This is a genomic window from Pseudomonas sp. UBT, assembly GCF_050915955.1.
GTDB classification, from domain to species: domain Bacteria; phylum Pseudomonadota; class Gammaproteobacteria; order Pseudomonadales; family Pseudomonadaceae; genus Aquipseudomonas; species Aquipseudomonas antarctica_A.
Window position 1 is genome coordinate 3,586,453 of sequence record NZ_CP168079.1, and the last position, 15,850, is coordinate 3,602,302.

The following is a 15,850-nucleotide window of genomic DNA, read 5'->3' on the forward strand; positions in this document are numbered from 1 at the left end:
GCAGAACGGATGCTGGCCAAGCTAACCGCCTTCAATAACCGTCTGATGCCGGGCAGGAGCCTGGATGAACAGATGGACAACACATTTATCCTCGCCCAACAATTGGGCTTCGATGCGCTGGTGTACGACTACACGCCAGTGCCCATCGACCAGGACGGCTCACTGATCACACCGTCGGTGCTCGAGCTGCGCAATACCCCGCCGGACTGGCACGCGTTGTGGTGCAGCGAAGGGTTTTACCAGATCGACCCGGTGCAACACCTGGCCCTGAGCACGGTGTCGCCGTTCGTCTGGTCCTATGAGGCAAAAGCCCAGACCGCGCTGCAAAAAATCATCGACCCCTGCCATGCGCCGGTGTCCACTTACCTGCATGAACGCCAACTGACCTGCGGCGTCAGTGTGCCCATTCATCTGCCGCGCGGCGGTTTCGCGTCGCTGACCGGCCTGCGCACCGGTAACGCCAGCACGGTGTTACAAGATGCGCAGCAGACCCTGACGGATTTCAGCCTGATTACCCACGCCTTGCAGGAAGCGGCCTACCCGTTGTTCAGCAAAGAGCTACGTACCTACCCGCATATTCATCTGACCAAACGCGAGCGCGAATGCCTGAAATGGGCCGCCGAAGGTTTCACCGCCGCCGAAATCGCCACGCAATTGAGCCGTTCACTGGCGGTGGTCACCCTGCACCTGGCCTCGGCGATGCACAAACTGGGGGCCAAAAACCGCGTTCAGGCGGTAGTCCGCGCCACCCACTACCGCTTGCTGGAAGATTGATCCGTCGGCAAAACCTAGCTGTTTTGCTAGTTACTTAAACTTCGCGTGCCGTCTATCGTACCCCTGATCCTTTTTTTCAGAGCAGGGTACGAAATGGAATTCATCGAGAAGATGCGCGAAGGCTATGCGGCCTTCGGCGCCTACCAGACCTGGTACCGCGTCACCGGCGACCTGACCACCGGCCGTACACCTTTGGTGATCATCCACGGCGGTCCCGGCTGCACCCATGACTATGTCGACGCGTTCAAGGACGTTGCCGCCAGCGGCCATGCGGTTATTCACTACGACCAACTGGGCAATGGCCGCTCCACACACTTACCGGAAAAAGATGCGTCTTTCTGGACCATCGACCTGTTCCTCGCAGAGCTGAACAACCTGCTGGACCACCTGCACATCAGCGACAATTACGCGATCCTCGGGCAATCGTGGGGCGGCATGCTCGGCAGCGAGCACGCGATTCTGCAGCCCAAAGGCCTGCGCGCATTCATCCCGGCCAACTCGCCGACGTGCATGCGAACCTGGGTCAGCGAAGCCAACCGTCTGCGCAAACTGTTGCCCGAAGGCGTGCATGAAACCCTGCTCAAGCACGAACAGGCCGGCACCTACCAAGACCCGGAATACCTAACCGCCTCGCGGGTTTTCTATGACCAGCACGTGTGCCGCGTCAACCCATGGCCGAAAGAAGTGGCGCGCACATTCGCGGCAGTGGATTCGGACCCGACGGTCTACCACGCCATGAGCGGCCCGACGGAGTTCCATGTGATCGGCAGCTTGAAGGACTGGAACGTGATTGGCCGGTTGTCGGCGATCAATGTGCCAACCCTGGTGATCTCCGGGCGGCACGACGAGGCCACGCCATTGGTGGTCAAACCGTTCCTGGATGAGATCGCGGACGTGCGCTGGGCGCTGTTTGAAGATTCCAGCCACATGCCCCACGTAGAAGAACGCCAGGCATGCATGGGGACCGTGGTGAAGTTTCTGGATGAGGCCTGCTCGGTGCCGCACCAGGCACTCAAAGCGGGTTGAGAGCCTCATGTTGGAGCTGGCTTGCCTGCGATAGCCATAGGTATCTACCTATCTTTTTTTACGGATTGGGTGCTGTGGTTGTCGGGGGGCGCTGAGTACATATCCGTTGTTTGGGTCACGGCCGAAATAGGTTCCGCCCTTACGGCGGGTCACTTTGGAAAAGCCCCAAAGTAACCAAAGGGCTCTTGCCCCACCACTCGGCACCTCGCTTAGGCTCGGTGTTCCCTCACGCAGGCTTTGGACCGTGGGCCGCCGCCATGGGCCATCCTTGGCCCATCGCGGCTAACCCGGCGTCCTGCCGGGTTACCCACGCTCCAAAGCCTGCGTTCGGCCAGCGTGGTTAACGGGGCGCCCAAGATCAAAATCAACAGCAGATCAAAGTCAAAAGCAAGGCACGGCGGCCTGGTAGCCGACCTGAGTGGTTAGATCAAAAGCAAAAGCGAAGCGGTGTGTCAGTTGATGCAGTTGGTGACTGGCACACCGCATTCGCGAGCAAGCCCGCTCCCACATTTGGAACTGGGTACATCAGGCAGAGGGTGGGCTGCTCTTCAGACTGTATTGGGTCAATCCGGGAGCTGGCCTGGGGTCTGCGGCTGGGTATGCCTGATGTACCGAGGTGTCTGCATCGCAGCGGTTCGGCGGTCCGACAAGCCAGCTCCCACAGAAAAGCAGAGCACTGCGGTGCTGGCAGCTAAACTCGGTCAACATTGTGGGAGCGGGCTTGCTCGCGAATGCGGTGGGTCAGTCAGCTTATTTGTAACTGACCCCACCGCCTTCGCGAGCAAGTAGAATCGTCGCATCGCCGCTCCCACATTTGGAACTCATTTCATCAGGTAGAAGTGGTGTTGCCCTGCTTCTGCCCTGCTTTTGCTTCAACCACTCAGGTCGGCTACCAGGCCGCCGTGCTCTGCTTTTGATCTGCTGTTGATCTTGATCTGACAGGCCCCGTTAACCAGGATGGCCGAACGCAGGCAAACCACCTCCCACCCTTCAAACTTCAGTGGTCTCAGGTTTTACGGACTTCCTGGGCACCTCGGCCAGCACCGGAATCTCCTTCCCTTCGGCATCAAACATCTTACCGCCGCTGAAGTAATCCCCATCGCGCAATGCCGCCACATCGTGGAAGTACACACTGCGCTCAGTCCCCGCCACAAACACCGACTGCTGGTCCGAGTTGCCGGCGGTAAAGTGGTTGAACGCCAGATTCAACAGGATCGCCATGATCGCCGACGAACTGATCCCCGAATGGAAAATCGTCGCGAACCAGGTTGGGAAGTGGTCGTAAAAGTTCGGTGCAGCGATGGGGATCATGCCGAAACCGATGCTCGTTGCGACGATGATCAGGTTCATGTTGTTGCGGTAATCCACCTTGGACAGCGTGCGAATACCACTGGCTGCTACCGTGCCAAACAGCACAATCCCGGCACCGCCCAGCACCGATGTCGGCACTGCCGCAATCACCCGGCCCATAAAGGGCAGCAGGCCAAGCACTACCAGGAACACCCCGCCCGTTGCCACCACAAAACGACTCTTCACCCCGGTCACCGCCACCAGGCCGACGTTCTGGGCGAACGCACTCTGGGTGAATGACCCGAAGATCGGCGCGAACATGCTCGATAGCATATCGGCGCGCAAGCCGTTACCAAGGCGCTTGGAATCGACTTTGGTATCGATGATCTCACCGACCGCCAGAATATCCGCCGAGGTTTCCACCAAGGTCACCATCACCACGATACACATGGAAATGATCGCCGCCACATGAAAGGTCGGCACGCCAAAATGAAAGGGTGTGGGGAAACCGAACATCGGGCCCTGGGCCACACCGGAGAAATCCGCCATGCCGAGGAACACCGCAATCACGGTGCCAATCACCATGGCCAGCAGGATCGACAAACGCGAGATCGTCGCGCTGCCGATCTTGCTCAGCAGCAACACCAACGCCAGTGTCAGCGCGGCCAGGCCGACGTTCGCCATGCTGCCGAAATCTGCCGCACGGCTATTGCCGCCCATGGCCCAGCGCGCCGCCACGGGCATTAATGTGAGGCCGATGGTGGTGATCACGATGCCGGTCACCAGCGGCGGGAAGAACTTGGTGATCCGTGAGAACACCGGCGTGATCAGTAGCCCGATAAACGACGCGGCCATCACCGCCCCGAGAATCGCCGGCACGCCGCCCGCGCCATCACTGCCGACAATCGCCACCATCGTCGCCACACCGGCAAACGACACGCCCTGCACCAGCGGCAGTTGGCAGCCGAAAAACGGCAGGCCAAGGGTTTGCAGCAACGTGGCCAGGCCACCGGCAAACAGCGATGCGGCGATCAACAGGCCGATATCCGCCGGCGACAAACCGGCCGCCTGGCCGACGATCAACGGTACAGCGACGATGCCGCCGTACATGGTGAGCACATGCTGCAGGCCGTAAGCCATGTTGGCGGCGACGCCAAGATTCTCATCTTCTGGCCGCTGCGGTGACGCCTTCGGGATAGTCATGGTGAGGGGTTCTCTGTTTTTGTTGTACGAGCACTGTATGCAATGTTTGGACTGTGTGTCCATAGAGTTGTATACAATCAATCGAACAAGATACCCTCCGTCGGCGTTACAAAAACAATTCGGCCGTCATGAGCCAGAACGCCAAAGGACCTGAAACAATGAAAAAGGCATTACAGGGCGCAACCGTTGCATTGACCCTTCTCGGCGGTGGGGAGGCTGTCGCGGTGGAATGGATGAACAACAGCGCAGGATTTCGTTACGGCCAACACTTCACCAATCCAAATAACCCCGACGATTTCAGCAAGCGCATCTACAGCTTTACCCATGCCAGCGGCTACCAGTACGGCAGCAACTATCTGAACCTCGATGTGTTCCTGTCCGACAGCCATGACCCGCGCAAGGGCACCGACCGGGGTGGCAGCGAGGTCTACGCGGTGTACCGACACCAGTTGTATGCCTCACGGGTATTTGATGTGCCGCTGGGCACCGGGCTGATCAAGGATTACGCCCTGACCCTGGGCTTCGACGCCAACCGCAACAACAACGTTGCTTCAGCCAAAAAGCGCGCACTCGTCATCGGCCCGACCTTGAAGTTCAACACTGTCGGCGTGCTGGACCTGAGCCTGATGTACTACAAGGAAAGGAACCACACCGGCATCCCCGGCGCACAAGAGTCGAACCACACCTTCGACGACACCTACATGCTCAACCTGACGTGGCTGCGCCCCTTTGAAATCGCCAACCACGCGGCGAAATTCCAGGGGTTTATCAATTACGTCGGGGACAAGGGCGAGGACTACCATGGCCGCGACACCGCGCCGGAAACCCTGATGCGCACCGCGCTGATGGTGGCGGTGCGGCCCGGTAAAAGCGTGAAGCCGAACCTGTATCTCGGGGTGGGTTATGAATACTGGCACAACAAGTTTGGCGTGGATGGCGGGCTGGGCACGCGGACATCGACGCCGACGGTGAATATGGAAGTGACGTTCTAGCACGGGAGAAACCGAATCAAACGGTGGGAGCTGGCTTGCCTGCGATGCGGTCAACTCGATACATCAGGAGCACCGAGTCGATACAGTCGCAGCGGTTCGGCGGTCCGACAAGCCAGCTCCCACATCAGCTCAAGCGTTAGCCAGTTCCGAATTGTCTGCCTTCGGTCGCGCCAGCCAGTAACCCAACACGGCCAATGGCGCGGTGGCGAGCATCACGATCACGGTGATCAGCAACGGCTGGTCGATCATCGACGACACCAGCAAGCTGCTCAGAAAGCACAGCCCCAGTTGCAGGGTGTTCTGCAGTGCAGCGGCCTTGCCAGAATTTTCCGCAAAGGGCATCAGCGCATTCGCCACCACGATCGGGTAGCTCGCACCGTTGACCAAGGCCATCAGGCAGAAGGGAATCAGCAAGGTGGTCAGGGTCGGCACGGTCAAGGTCGCGACGAGGTACAGCGCCACCATGCTGATGCAATAAGCCACCAGCAACCACGGCAGCAAGACTTTGCCCTGGCAATGCTGCAACGCGCTGCGGCAACTGTAGCCACCCACCAGAAAAGCCAAGGTCGGCAACACGTAGCTCAGGCCAATGTCGTTCGGGCTGTAGCCCATATCGCCGAGGATGAAGGGCGAAGCGGTCAGCCAGGCGAAAAAACTGGCCGAGCACGCGGCGAAGATCATCACGTTGCCGGTAAACACGCGGGAGGTCAGCAACTGCCCATAGCCGAGGCGCGAAGGTTCGCCCTCTTCTGCCCGACGTTTCGGCATCTTGCGCAGGAACAACGTCGGCAGCAGCAACAGCAGCGATATGCCCAGCAACACCCCGAAGATCGCCTGCCAACCAAAGTGATTCAACACCATCGCGCCCAGCAGCGGCGCCAGGGCCGGCGACAGCGACATCAACGGCATGATGCTGGCGAACACGCGATGGGCCTTGTCGGCCGGGTAGCGGTCAATCACCAGCGCCTGCCAACTGACAGCGGCAGAACACACGCCAATTGCCTGCATAAAGCGCAGCGCCAACAGTTGCGGCGCCGTTTCGACCCAGAACATGCCCAGGCAACCCAACACAAACAGGCTCAAGCCCGTCACCAGGATCGGCTTGCGCCCCAGGCGGTCGGACAACGGCCCCCACAGCAACTGCCCCACCGCAAACCCGGCGAGGAAAATGCTCAAGCTGGCGCCCACGGCGCCCGCACCAATCTGTAACTGCTCGCCCATTGCGCCGAACGCCGGCAAGTACATGTCCATGGCGAGATAACCGAGCATGCTCAGCCCCGCCAGATACCAGGTAAAACCAAAAGAATTTTTCATTGAAGCCTTGTTAATCCTGCCATCAAACTATTTGCTGACTGGCGCCCATTATGAAGCTGACAGTTTCTGTGTGAAGCGATAATAATTGGACACTCTTATCAAATATTTTGAAGGCACCTTTAATGTGGTCTGAATACTCGCTGGATGTTGTTGATGCCGTGGCGCGCCACGGCAGCTTCAGCGCCGCCGCGCAGGAACTGCATCGCGTGCCGTCGGCCATCAGCTACACGGTGCGCCAGCTTGAGGAATGGCTGGCGGTGCCATTGTTTGTGCGGCGCCATCGCGACGTAGAACTGACCCCGGCCGGCCGTTTATTTATAGACGAAGCCCGCGGCGTGATGAAAAAAATGCTCGGCACACGACGTTTGTGCCAGCAGGTGGCGAATGGCTGGAGTGGCCAATTGAAGGTGGCCGTGGATTCCATCGTCAAACCCCAGCGCTGTCGGCAGCTGGTGCTGGATTTCTATCGGCAGTTTCCCGAAGTGGAATTGCTGCTGGAATACGAGGTGTACAACGGCGTGTGGGACGCCCTGGCCGATGAGCGCACCGACATCGTGATCGGCGCCACCAGCGCGGTGCCGGTGGCCAGCCACTTCACGTTTCGCGACATGGGGTTGTTGAACTGGCTGTGTGTGGTCAGCGCGAAGCACCCGCTGGCGACGGTGGCGGGTTTGCTCAGTGACGACCAACTGCGCCCGTTCGCCTCACTCTGCATGACCGACACCTCGCGCAACCTGCCCAAGCGCGATACCTGGACCCTGGATAACCAACGCCGACTGGTGGTGCCCAATTGGGCCTCGGCCATTGATTGCCTGCGCGATGGCCTGTGTGTCGGCATGGCCCCGGCGCATCAGGTGTTGCCGTGGATCGAGCGCGGTGAGCTGGTGGCATTGCAATTAAGCCGGCCGTTCCCGGCCAGCCCGTCGTGCGTGGCCTGGGCACAGAACAAGCTGTCGCCGGCAATGGCGTGGTTGCTGGAGTATCTGGGCGATACCGAGACGATGAACCAGGAATGGCTGAATGGCCCGGATGGCTGAAAGTCACGCAGCTCAACTGTGGCAGCTGGCTTGCCGGCGATAGCGGTGTACCAGCCCCTACATTTGGCACAGACAGATCGCTATCGCAGGCAAGCCAGCTCCCACAGTTGATCGGGTTTCAGTCCAATAAGCGGGTAATGGCCCGCACGATCATCTCGACCTCTTTGGCATCCAGCGTCAGCGGCGGTAGCAGGCGAATGATTTTGCCGCGCGTCACATTGATCAATAGCCCGTGCTCCTGAGCCGCACGCTGGGCCAGGTCGCGATACGGGCGGGCCAGTTCGATGCCAATCATCAAACCCTGCCCACGAATCGCCGCCACCTGCGGATGCTCGCTCAACTCCACCCGCAACCGCGACAGCAGGCGCGCGCCCTGTTGCGCAGCGTTCTGCAGCAAGCCCTGCTCTTCAATGATATCCAGCACGGTGCAGCCCACGCGGCAGGCCAGCGGGTTGCCGCCGAACGTGCTGCCGTGGCTGCCCGGCGTGAACAACTCAGCCACCGTGGCGCGTGCCAGGCAGGCGCCGATGGGCACGCCGTTGCCGAGGCCTTTGGCCAGGGTCATCACGTCCGGAACAATGCCTTCATGCTGGAATGCAAACCAAGTGCCGGTACGGCCGATGCCGGTCTGTATTTCATCCAGCATCATCAGCCAGCCGTGGCGCGAGCAATGCTCGCGCAGGGCTTTCAGGTAGCCGGGCGGTGCGGGTATCACGCCACTTTCGCCCTGGATGGGTTCCAGCAGCACCGCCGCAATGCGTGGGCCGAACGCGTGAGTGAGCGCTTCCAGTGCCGCCAGATCGCCAAAACCCACCTTGAGAAAATCCCCCGGCAAACGCTGAAAGCCCAGGCGCACCGAAGGCCCGTCGCTGGCCGCCATGGTGCCGAGGGTACGCCCGTGAAACGCGTTTTCCATCACCACCACCAACGGCTCTTCGATGCCTTTTTTCCAGCCATGCAGCCGTGCCAGTTTCAGCGCCGTCTCGTTGGCTTCGGCGCCGGAATTGTTGAAGAACGAGCGGTCCAGGCCGGACAACTGCGTCAGCCGCTGGGCCAGGCGCTGCTGCCAGTCAATGCTGTAGAGGTTGGACGTGTGCAGCAGCAGGCCCGCCTGTTCACTGATGGCCGTCACCAGCCTGGGGTGGGAATGCCCGACATTGGTCACCGCCACACCCGCCACCGCGTCGAGGTATTCACGGCCCTGCTGGTCCCACAGGCGCGTGCCCAGGCCACGAGTGAAGCTCAGGGCCAAGGGTTGATACGTGGTCATCAGGCAGGCGGCGGTCATGGTGGCAGGCTCCAGTGCATCGTTGGGATGGGTGCAGTATCGTTAGCCACCTGAGCTGGATAAACTGCACATTCCTGCAATGACTTTAAACCAGGGCTTGATAATGGATCTGTTCCAGGCGATGTCGGTGTACGTGAAAGTGGTGGAGGCCGGCAGCATGACCGCCGCCGCGCAGGAATGCGGGATGTCGACCACCATGGTGGGCAATCATTTGCGCGCGCTGGAACAACGGCTGGGGGTCAGCCTGCTCAAGCGCACCACCCGTAAACAAAGCCTCACGGAGTTCGGCGGGCAGTATTACCAGCGTTGCCTGGAGGTGCTGGGGCTGGTGGCCGACTCCGAGCTGCTGGCGGAGCAGGCCCACAGCGAAACCCCCAAAGGCAGCCTGCGGATCACCGCGCCCCCGGTATTCGGCACCGAACGCCTGACGCCCGCCCTGAGCGAATTTTCCCAGCGCTACCCGCTGATCGACCTGTACGTGGTGCTGAGCAACGAACGGATGGACCTGGTCGACAGCGGCTTCGACGTGGCGATCCGACTCGGCGAGCTGGAGACCTCCAGCCTGATCGCCCGGCCCATGCAGGCCTACACCCTGACCCTTTGCGCATCACCTGAGTACCTGGCGCGACGCGGCACGCCGCAGACACCCAACGACCTGCAGCACCATGACTGCCTGGCGTTCGCCTACCCGGCGAACGACAACTGGCGTGACACCGACAAACTGTGGCGCATGACCGGCGAGGAAGGCGAGGTTGAGGTTCCGGTGTCTGGCTCATTGACCATCAATAGCTCGCAAGGCTTGCGCCAGGCGGCCGTAAACGGCATGGGCATCATCATGCTGGCCGATGCCCTGGTGCAACCGGACCTGGAGAGCGGCAAGCTGGTGGCCTTGTTAACCACCTACCAACTGCCCTGCCGCCCCATGCACCTGCTCTACCGACAGGACCGCTACCGCCTGCCCAAACTGCGCGCCTTCGTGGATTTCGCCATGGAAAAATGGGCGCGCTAGAAGCTCACGCCCAACTCACGCAAACTTGCCGCAGTACGCTCGGCCGACACATGGTGAATGCCCTGCCAACCGAGTGCGACAGCGGCGTCGATATTGCCGGCAACATCGTCGATAAACACGACTTCACTGGGTTGAATATCCGGCAGATGGGCACGTACCTGGGCGAGGCTGGCGTGATAAATCGCGGGATCCGGCTTGATCAGCTTCAACTCGCCCGAGACCACAATGTCGCGCAAATATTGCAGGAACGGGTAGTTGGCCCGCGCATAAGGGAAGGTTTCAGCCGACCAGTTGGTCAGCCCGAACAACGGCATATTGGCGTGATGCAGACCTTCGAGAATGGCCACGCCTTCCGGCAATGAGCCGCGCAACATCTCGTGCCAGCGGTCGTAATAGGCTTGGATGAGAGGTTGGTGTTGCGGGTATTGCTCGATCAGGTGGCGCGTGCCTTCGGCCAGGCTGCGGCCGGCGTCCTGCTCGGTGTTCCAGGCTTGGGTGCAAATGGTCTCGAGAAAGTGTTGCCGCTCGTGATCGTCGGTAATCAGCTTGCGGTAGAGGTGCTGCGGGTTCCAGTCGAACAGGACACCGCCGAAATCAAAAACTACTGCACGAATCGTCATCAGATCCTCCGTTGGCGTGGCTTGATAGCCGCAGGAGTCTGGCAGATTGTGAGCGAGGGTGGGAGCGCGAAGGAATGTAGGAGGGTTCCGATTCACATAGGCAAATGTGGGAGCGGCTGGTGTGGGAGCTGGCTTGCCTGCGATGCAGTCACCACGGTGTATCCGTTACACCGCGGCGATGCTATCGCGGGCAAGCCCGGCTCCCACACAGGCCCGCTCCCACATTTTTTTGACCGTGTTTAGGCTTGGACTAAGCCCTTGATCTTCACGGTCGGGTTCACATCGGCTTCGTAGTCCACGCCGTCGATTTCAAAGCCGAACAAGCGCAGGAATTCAGCCTTGTAGCCGGCGAAATCGCTGATCTCGTTGACGTTATCGTCGGTCACCTGGTTCCACAGCGCCGCCACGGCGTCCTGGACTTTAGGTTCCAGCTCGGCCAGGTCGGCGCGCAGGCGGCCGTCGGCGTCCAGCTTCGGCGCCTTGCCGTACAGGCTGTCCTTGAACAAGCCGTAGACCTGCTCGATGCAGCCTTCGTGGGTGCCCTGCTCTTTCATCACTTTGAACAGCAGCGACAGGTACAGCGGCATGATCGGGATCGCCGAGCTCGCCTGGGTGACCACGGCCTTGAGCACCGACACACGGGCATCGCCCTTGAGTGCAGCGAGGTTATCGCGCAGGGTCAGGACTTTCTTGTCCAGGTCTTTCTTGGCTTCGCCGATCGAGCCGTTCCAGTAGATGTCCTGGGTCAGCTTCTCGCCCAGGTAGGTGAACGCGGTGGTCTTGGCGCCTTCGGCCAACACGTCCGCATCACGCAGGGCGTCGATCCACAGCTGCCAGTCTTCGCCACCCATGACTTTCACGGTGCCGTCGATTTCTTCCTGGGTCGCAGGCTCGAGGGTGGTGTCGACCACAACGCCTTTATCGGTGTTGATACCGCGCAAGGTCACGGCCTTGCCGATCGGCTTGAGGGTGGAGGTGTGCACCACGCCTTGCGGGTCGGTACGGCGTGGCGCGGCCAGGCTGTAAACCACCAGGTCGATCTTGCCCAGGTCTTTCTTGATGGTTTCGATGGTCAGGCGCTTGATCTCGTCGGAAAACGCGTCGCCGTTGATGCTCTTGGCGTACAGGCCTTTTTCGACGGCAAACTTCTCGAACGCCGCGCTGTTGTACCAGCCGGCGGAGCTCAGCTTGCCTTCTTCGCCTTCTTTCTCAAAAAACACACCCAGGGTGTCGGCGCCGCAGCCAAACGCAGCACTGATGCGCGCGGCCAGGCCGTAACCGGTGGAAGCGCCGAGGACCAGCACCTTCTTCGGGCCGCCTTCAATGGCGCCATGCTTGGTTACGTAGTCGATCTGTTCCTTGACGTTCGCTTCACAGCCAACAGGGTGAGCGGTCACACAGATAAAGCCACGAACCCGCGGTTTGATGATCATAAAATTTCTGCCTCTTCCAAGGTGCCGAAGGCCAATGGTGGCCATTCAACTTCAATCGTACCGGTCTATGACGTCCGAAAAACCGAAGCGTCACGATAGACGCAAATCTTCTGTTTACAAAATCCAATCAACAAAACCCGATGCACGCCGCACCGTGGGGTTAAGAACTGTGTCGGGCCTTCACAAATTCGCAATATTTAAAACGCCCAGCACGGTGATAACCCACTATCATGGCGGGATTGTTTCGCCTTGTTTCCGGTCCGGAGCCTCGCTTCATGAGTAAAAGTGCTGTTCAAAAAAAACTGGTCTCAGTCGCCTGGGTTCTCGGCGTTCTGCTGTTCATCTACTGCTTCCCACGCACCAGCCTGGTATTTCTGCTGCTGGTACTGTTCTGCGGCATCTATGACTTTCTGCGCAACGGTCTTTACGACCGCGACACCATCAAGAAGTACTTCGTGGGCAATGGCCGCAATACCTGGATATTGGCGCCGTTCAACACCCTGTTCGACCTGCTGAGCCTGCGCAACCGCCACGTCTACACCATGCGCGATCTGCCGCCGGCCTGGCGTGAAGACCTGCAACAGGTGATCGACGACGCCATGGCCAACAAGGATGAAATCATCAGCTACCTGGACGAGCGCATGGCCGAGAAAAAACGCGGCATGTTGTTCTTCCAATGGTACGGCCGCCCGATTGAAACCACCCTGGACATCCCGCAACTGCGCAAAAAACTGCCATTTGTGAAGACCATCGGCGTGTCGGTGTTCAACGAAAACCGCTCGACGTCCTTCCACTTCGGCCCGCTGCGCATGATGTTCCGCGTGCTCTACAACATGGCGCCGGCGCCTCACCATGAGGGTGTTTACATCCAGGTGGGCAAGCACAAGCACTACTGGCACGACGACCCGCTGTTTATCTTCGATGACACGCTGATGCATGCGTCCTTCAACAAGAACGACGCAAAACGTTACTGCCTGTTCATTGACATCGTTCGTCCGACCTTGCTGCCGTCAGTGCTCAATGCCGTGATCTCGGGCTTTGCCGGGCTGGTCTTTACCCTGCGTCGGGTTTTCTACAAAAACTGGAAGCTGATTCAGTAAGTTCTGCGGCATGATGGTGCTGGACGGAGTTTGCGCATGGCCCCATGCCTGCCAGACTAACCGTCTCGTGCGACCGAGTTCGGCGCTCACCATTCTCCAGCCACCGCCGCCCATGGCGGGTGCGGTGGCTGTGTTTTCAAGGAATCAGAATGCCCCAACGTCAAGTCATCAATGCCTCCGTCAGCCCCAAGGGCAGCCTCGAAACCCTGTCCCAACGTGAAGTCCAGCAACTGAGTGAAGCCGGAACCGGCAGCATCTACACGCTGTTCCGCCAATGCGCCCTGGCCATCCTCAACACCGGCGCGCATATCGACAACGCCAAGACCATCCTCGACGCTTATCAAGACTTTGAAGTGCGCATCCATCAGCAGGACCGCGGCGTACGCCTGGAACTGTTGAATGCACCGGCCGACGCGTTCGTCGATGGCGAAATGATCGCCAGCACCCGCGAAATGCTGTTCAGCGCCCTGCGTGACATCGTCTACACCGAGAACGAGCTGGGCAGCCAGCGCATCGACCTGAGCGACTCCCAAGGCATCACCGACTACGTATTCCACCTGCTGCGCAACGCCCGCACGTTGCGTCCGGGCGTCGAGCCGAAAATCGTGGTGTGCTGGGGCGGGCACTCGATCAATACCGAAGAATACAAATACACCAAGAAAGTCGGCCACGAACTGGGCCTGCGCAGCCTCGACGTGTGCACCGGCTGCGGCCCCGGCGTGATGAAAGGTCCGATGAAAGGCGCGACCATTTCCCACGCCAAACAACGCATTACCGGCGGGCGATACCTGGGCCTGACCGAGCCGGGCATCATCGCGGCCGAAGCCCCGAACCCCATCGTTAACGAGCTGGTGATCCTGCCGGACATCGAAAAACGCCTGGAAGCCTTCGTGCGCGTCGGCCACGGCATCATCATCTTCCCGGGCGGCGCCGGCACGGCCGAAGAGTTCCTGTACCTGCTGGGCATCCTGATGCACCCGGACAACCGCGATGTGCCGTTCCCGGTCATCCTCACCGGGCCCAAGCACGCAGCGCCGTACCTGCAACAACTGCACGCGTTCGTCGGCGCCACCCTCGGCGAAGCGGCGCAGGCGCACTACCAGATCATCATCGACGACCCGGCCGAAGTGGCCCGCCAGATGACCGCCGGGCTCAAGGCCGTGAAACAGTTCCGCCGCGAGCGCAACGACGCGTTCCACTTCAACTGGCTGCTCAAGATCGACGAAGGCTTCCAGCGCCCGTTCGACCCGACTCACGAAAACATGGCCGGCCTGCAACTGAGCCTTACGCTGCCGCCCCACGAACTGGCGGCCAACCTGCGCCGCGCGTTCTCGGGGATTGTGGCCGGCAACGTCAAGGACAAGGGCATTCGCCTGATCGAACAGCACGGGCCGTATGAGATCCACGGCGACCCAGCCATCATGAAACCGCTGGACGAGCTGCTGCAGGCGTTTGTCGCCCAACACCGCATGAAATTGCCAGGCGGCGCGGCGTATGTGCCGTGCTATCGCGTGGTTCAGTAAGCGTCTAGCGCTGCACCGCCACACATTTGATTTCCACCAGCAGGCCGGGGTGTGCCAGTTCGGACACCCCGATCGTGGTCCAGGCGCAATGCCCGCGTGGAAACAGGCGGTTTTTCACCTCACGAAAAACCGCCATGTGCTGGCTCATGTTCACGTGATACGTGGTCATGTCTACCACATCGTCGAAGCTGCAACCGCCCTCCTCCAATACCTGCCGCAGGTTCTGCCAGGCGGCGACGAATTGCGCCTCGGGATCTTCAATCACGGCCAGTTCCGGCGTGCGGCCGACCTGGCCCGCGCAGTAAAGAGTGTTGCCAACTTTTACCGCAGGCACGTAGCCGGCGCGCTCGACAATGGGTTGCATGGCGGGCGGAATGATGAGGCGGCGATCAGTCATAGCTTGTATCTCTTTGGGGCTGAGGACCCCGGGTGAAAACGCAGACTTGGGGCTAGGGTTTTACCTGTTCCCATCCACTCCCACCAGTAGAGCGACCTATGGACCAACGGATCTTGTCCTTCATCACCCCTTACCCTACGGTAAGGAATATCACGATGGAGATCTTCACTATGGCAACCGCCACACTCACCTCAAAAGGGCAAATCACCATTCCTGTCCAGGTTCGCACGGCGCTTGGCCTGGAAACAGGCGACCGGGTTGAATTTGTCGAAACGGAAGACGGCAAGTTTTCCATCATTGCCGCGAGCAAAACCGTGCTGGACCTCAAGGGCCTTATCCGCAAGCCTGCCAATGCGGTGTCGATTGAAGACATGAACCACGCCATCGCCGCACAGGGAGCAAACGCGGGATGATCGGGCTGGATACCAATGTGTTGGTGCGCTATGTCACCCAGGATGATCCGGTTCAATCACCCAAGGCCTCGGCGCTGATCGAATCGCTCACCAGCGTTTCGCCGGGCTTTGTCAGCCTGGTGTCCGTGGTGGAATTGGTATGGGTTTTACAAAGCTGCTACCAATCGGCCAAAAGTGACGTGGTAACCGTGCTGGAAACGCTGCTGCGAACCCGTGAATTGACCGTCGAACATGCCGAGACCATCTGGCAGGCACTCCGACGATTCACTGCGGGCAAAGCCGAGTTTGCCGACTACCTGATAGAACGCTGCGCCCATGCAGCAGGCTGTGAATACACCGCGACCTTTGACCTTACCGCAGGCAAAGCAACCGGAATGAAACGGTTGGCCTGAACGGCAGCGTTGCGGCAAATGACCGGCTTTGGTAAAAAC

At 59.9% G+C, this 15,850-nt stretch carries 15 protein-coding genes; 9 read left to right on the forward strand and 6 right to left on the reverse strand.

What is annotated here, in order from left to right:
• Positions 1–9 precede the first annotated feature (9 nt).
• Both ACDZ94_RS16430 and ACDZ94_RS16435 read left to right on the forward strand, forming a co-directional pair.
• Positions 10–774, forward strand: a complete 765-nt coding sequence (locus ACDZ94_RS16430; protein WP_064451473.1) for a LuxR family transcriptional regulator — start codon at positions 10–12, stop codon at positions 772–774.
• Between the two features lie 93 nt (positions 775–867).
• Positions 868–1,800 (forward strand): proline iminopeptidase-family hydrolase, encoded by a 933-nt coding sequence (locus ACDZ94_RS16435; protein ID WP_432750452.1) that lies wholly within the window; start codon positions 868–870, stop codon positions 1,798–1,800.
• Positions 1,801–2,790: 990 nt separating this feature from the next.
• Here the strand turns inward: ACDZ94_RS16435 and ACDZ94_RS16440 are convergent.
• Complete coding sequence (locus ACDZ94_RS16440) at positions 2,791–4,293, reverse strand: nucleobase:cation symporter-2 family protein (protein WP_064451471.1); 1,503 nt, start codon at positions 4,291–4,293, stop codon at positions 2,791–2,793.
• 158 nt (positions 4,294–4,451) lie between these two features.
• On the opposite strand from ACDZ94_RS16440, the gene ACDZ94_RS16445 reads away from it, so the two are divergent.
• Complete coding sequence (locus tag ACDZ94_RS16445; RefSeq protein WP_064451470.1) at positions 4,452–5,285, forward strand: hypothetical protein; 834 nt, start codon at positions 4,452–4,454, stop codon at positions 5,283–5,285.
• Positions 5,286–5,414: 129 nt separating this feature from the next.
• On the opposite strand, the gene punC is transcribed toward ACDZ94_RS16445, so the two are convergent.
• Entirely contained in the window at positions 5,415–6,599 is a 1,185-nt protein-coding gene (gene punC / locus ACDZ94_RS16450) for a purine nucleoside transporter PunC (RefSeq protein WP_432750453.1), read from the reverse strand.
• 122 nt (positions 6,600–6,721) lie between these two features.
• On the opposite strand from punC, the gene punR reads away from it, so the two are divergent.
• Positions 6,722–7,636, forward strand: coding sequence for a DNA-binding transcriptional activator PunR (punR, locus tag ACDZ94_RS16455; protein WP_064451468.1), 915 nt, complete (start codon positions 6,722–6,724; stop codon positions 7,634–7,636).
• Positions 7,637–7,754: 118 nt separating this feature from the next.
• Here the strand turns inward: punR and ACDZ94_RS16460 are convergent, their stop codons facing one another.
• Positions 7,755–8,924: an aspartate aminotransferase family protein gene (locus ACDZ94_RS16460; RefSeq protein ID WP_432750454.1), complete on the reverse strand. Its 1,170-nt coding sequence runs from the start codon at positions 8,922–8,924 to the stop codon at positions 7,755–7,757.
• A gap of 103 nt (positions 8,925–9,027) precedes the next feature.
• Here ACDZ94_RS16460 and ACDZ94_RS16465 point away from each other — a divergent pair, with 103 nt between their 5' ends.
• Positions 9,028–9,933, forward strand: a complete 906-nt coding sequence (locus ACDZ94_RS16465; protein ID WP_432750455.1) for a LysR family transcriptional regulator — start codon at positions 9,028–9,030, stop codon at positions 9,931–9,933.
• On the opposite strand, the gene ACDZ94_RS16470 is transcribed toward ACDZ94_RS16465, so the two are convergent.
• Together ACDZ94_RS16470 and fabV are read right to left on the reverse strand one after the other, a co-directional pair.
• Positions 9,930–10,553 (reverse strand): HAD family hydrolase, encoded by a 624-nt coding sequence (locus ACDZ94_RS16470; protein ID WP_432750456.1) that lies wholly within the window; start codon positions 10,551–10,553, stop codon positions 9,930–9,932. The two genes, ACDZ94_RS16465 and ACDZ94_RS16470, sit on opposite strands and share 4 nt — an antisense overlap.
• A gap of 239 nt (positions 10,554–10,792) precedes the next feature.
• Positions 10,793–11,986, reverse strand: a complete 1,194-nt coding sequence (gene fabV / locus ACDZ94_RS16475; protein WP_064451464.1) for an enoyl-ACP reductase FabV — start codon at positions 11,984–11,986, stop codon at positions 10,793–10,795.
• A gap of 275 nt (positions 11,987–12,261) precedes the next feature.
• Between fabV and ACDZ94_RS16480 the strand changes: the two genes are divergently transcribed.
• Together ACDZ94_RS16480 and ppnN are read left to right on the forward strand one after the other, a co-directional pair.
• Positions 12,262–13,086, forward strand: coding sequence for an aspartyl/asparaginyl beta-hydroxylase domain-containing protein (locus ACDZ94_RS16480; RefSeq protein ID WP_053255076.1), 825 nt, complete (start codon positions 12,262–12,264; stop codon positions 13,084–13,086).
• 149 nt (positions 13,087–13,235) lie between these two features.
• The gene (ppnN, locus tag ACDZ94_RS16485; protein WP_064451463.1) at positions 13,236–14,609 is read left to right on the forward strand and encodes a nucleotide 5'-monophosphate nucleosidase PpnN; all 1,374 of its coding nucleotides are present in this window, start codon (positions 13,236–13,238) and stop codon (positions 14,607–14,609) included.
• 4 nt (positions 14,610–14,613) lie between these two features.
• Here ppnN and ACDZ94_RS16490 read toward each other — a convergent pair whose 3' ends face one another.
• Positions 14,614–15,006 (reverse strand): RidA family protein, encoded by a 393-nt coding sequence (locus tag ACDZ94_RS16490; protein ID WP_064451462.1) that lies wholly within the window; start codon positions 15,004–15,006, stop codon positions 14,614–14,616.
• Between the two features lie 155 nt (positions 15,007–15,161).
• Here ACDZ94_RS16490 and ACDZ94_RS16495 point away from each other — a divergent pair, with 155 nt between their 5' ends.
• Positions 15,162–15,419, forward strand: coding sequence for an AbrB/MazE/SpoVT family DNA-binding domain-containing protein (locus ACDZ94_RS16495; protein WP_064451461.1), 258 nt, complete (start codon positions 15,162–15,164; stop codon positions 15,417–15,419).
• Positions 15,416–15,811, forward strand: a complete 396-nt coding sequence (locus ACDZ94_RS16500; RefSeq protein ID WP_432750457.1) for a PIN domain-containing protein — start codon at positions 15,416–15,418, stop codon at positions 15,809–15,811. Before ACDZ94_RS16495 ends, ACDZ94_RS16500 begins: the two co-directional genes overlap by 4 nt.
• The last annotated feature ends 39 nt before the right edge of the window (positions 15,812–15,850 follow it).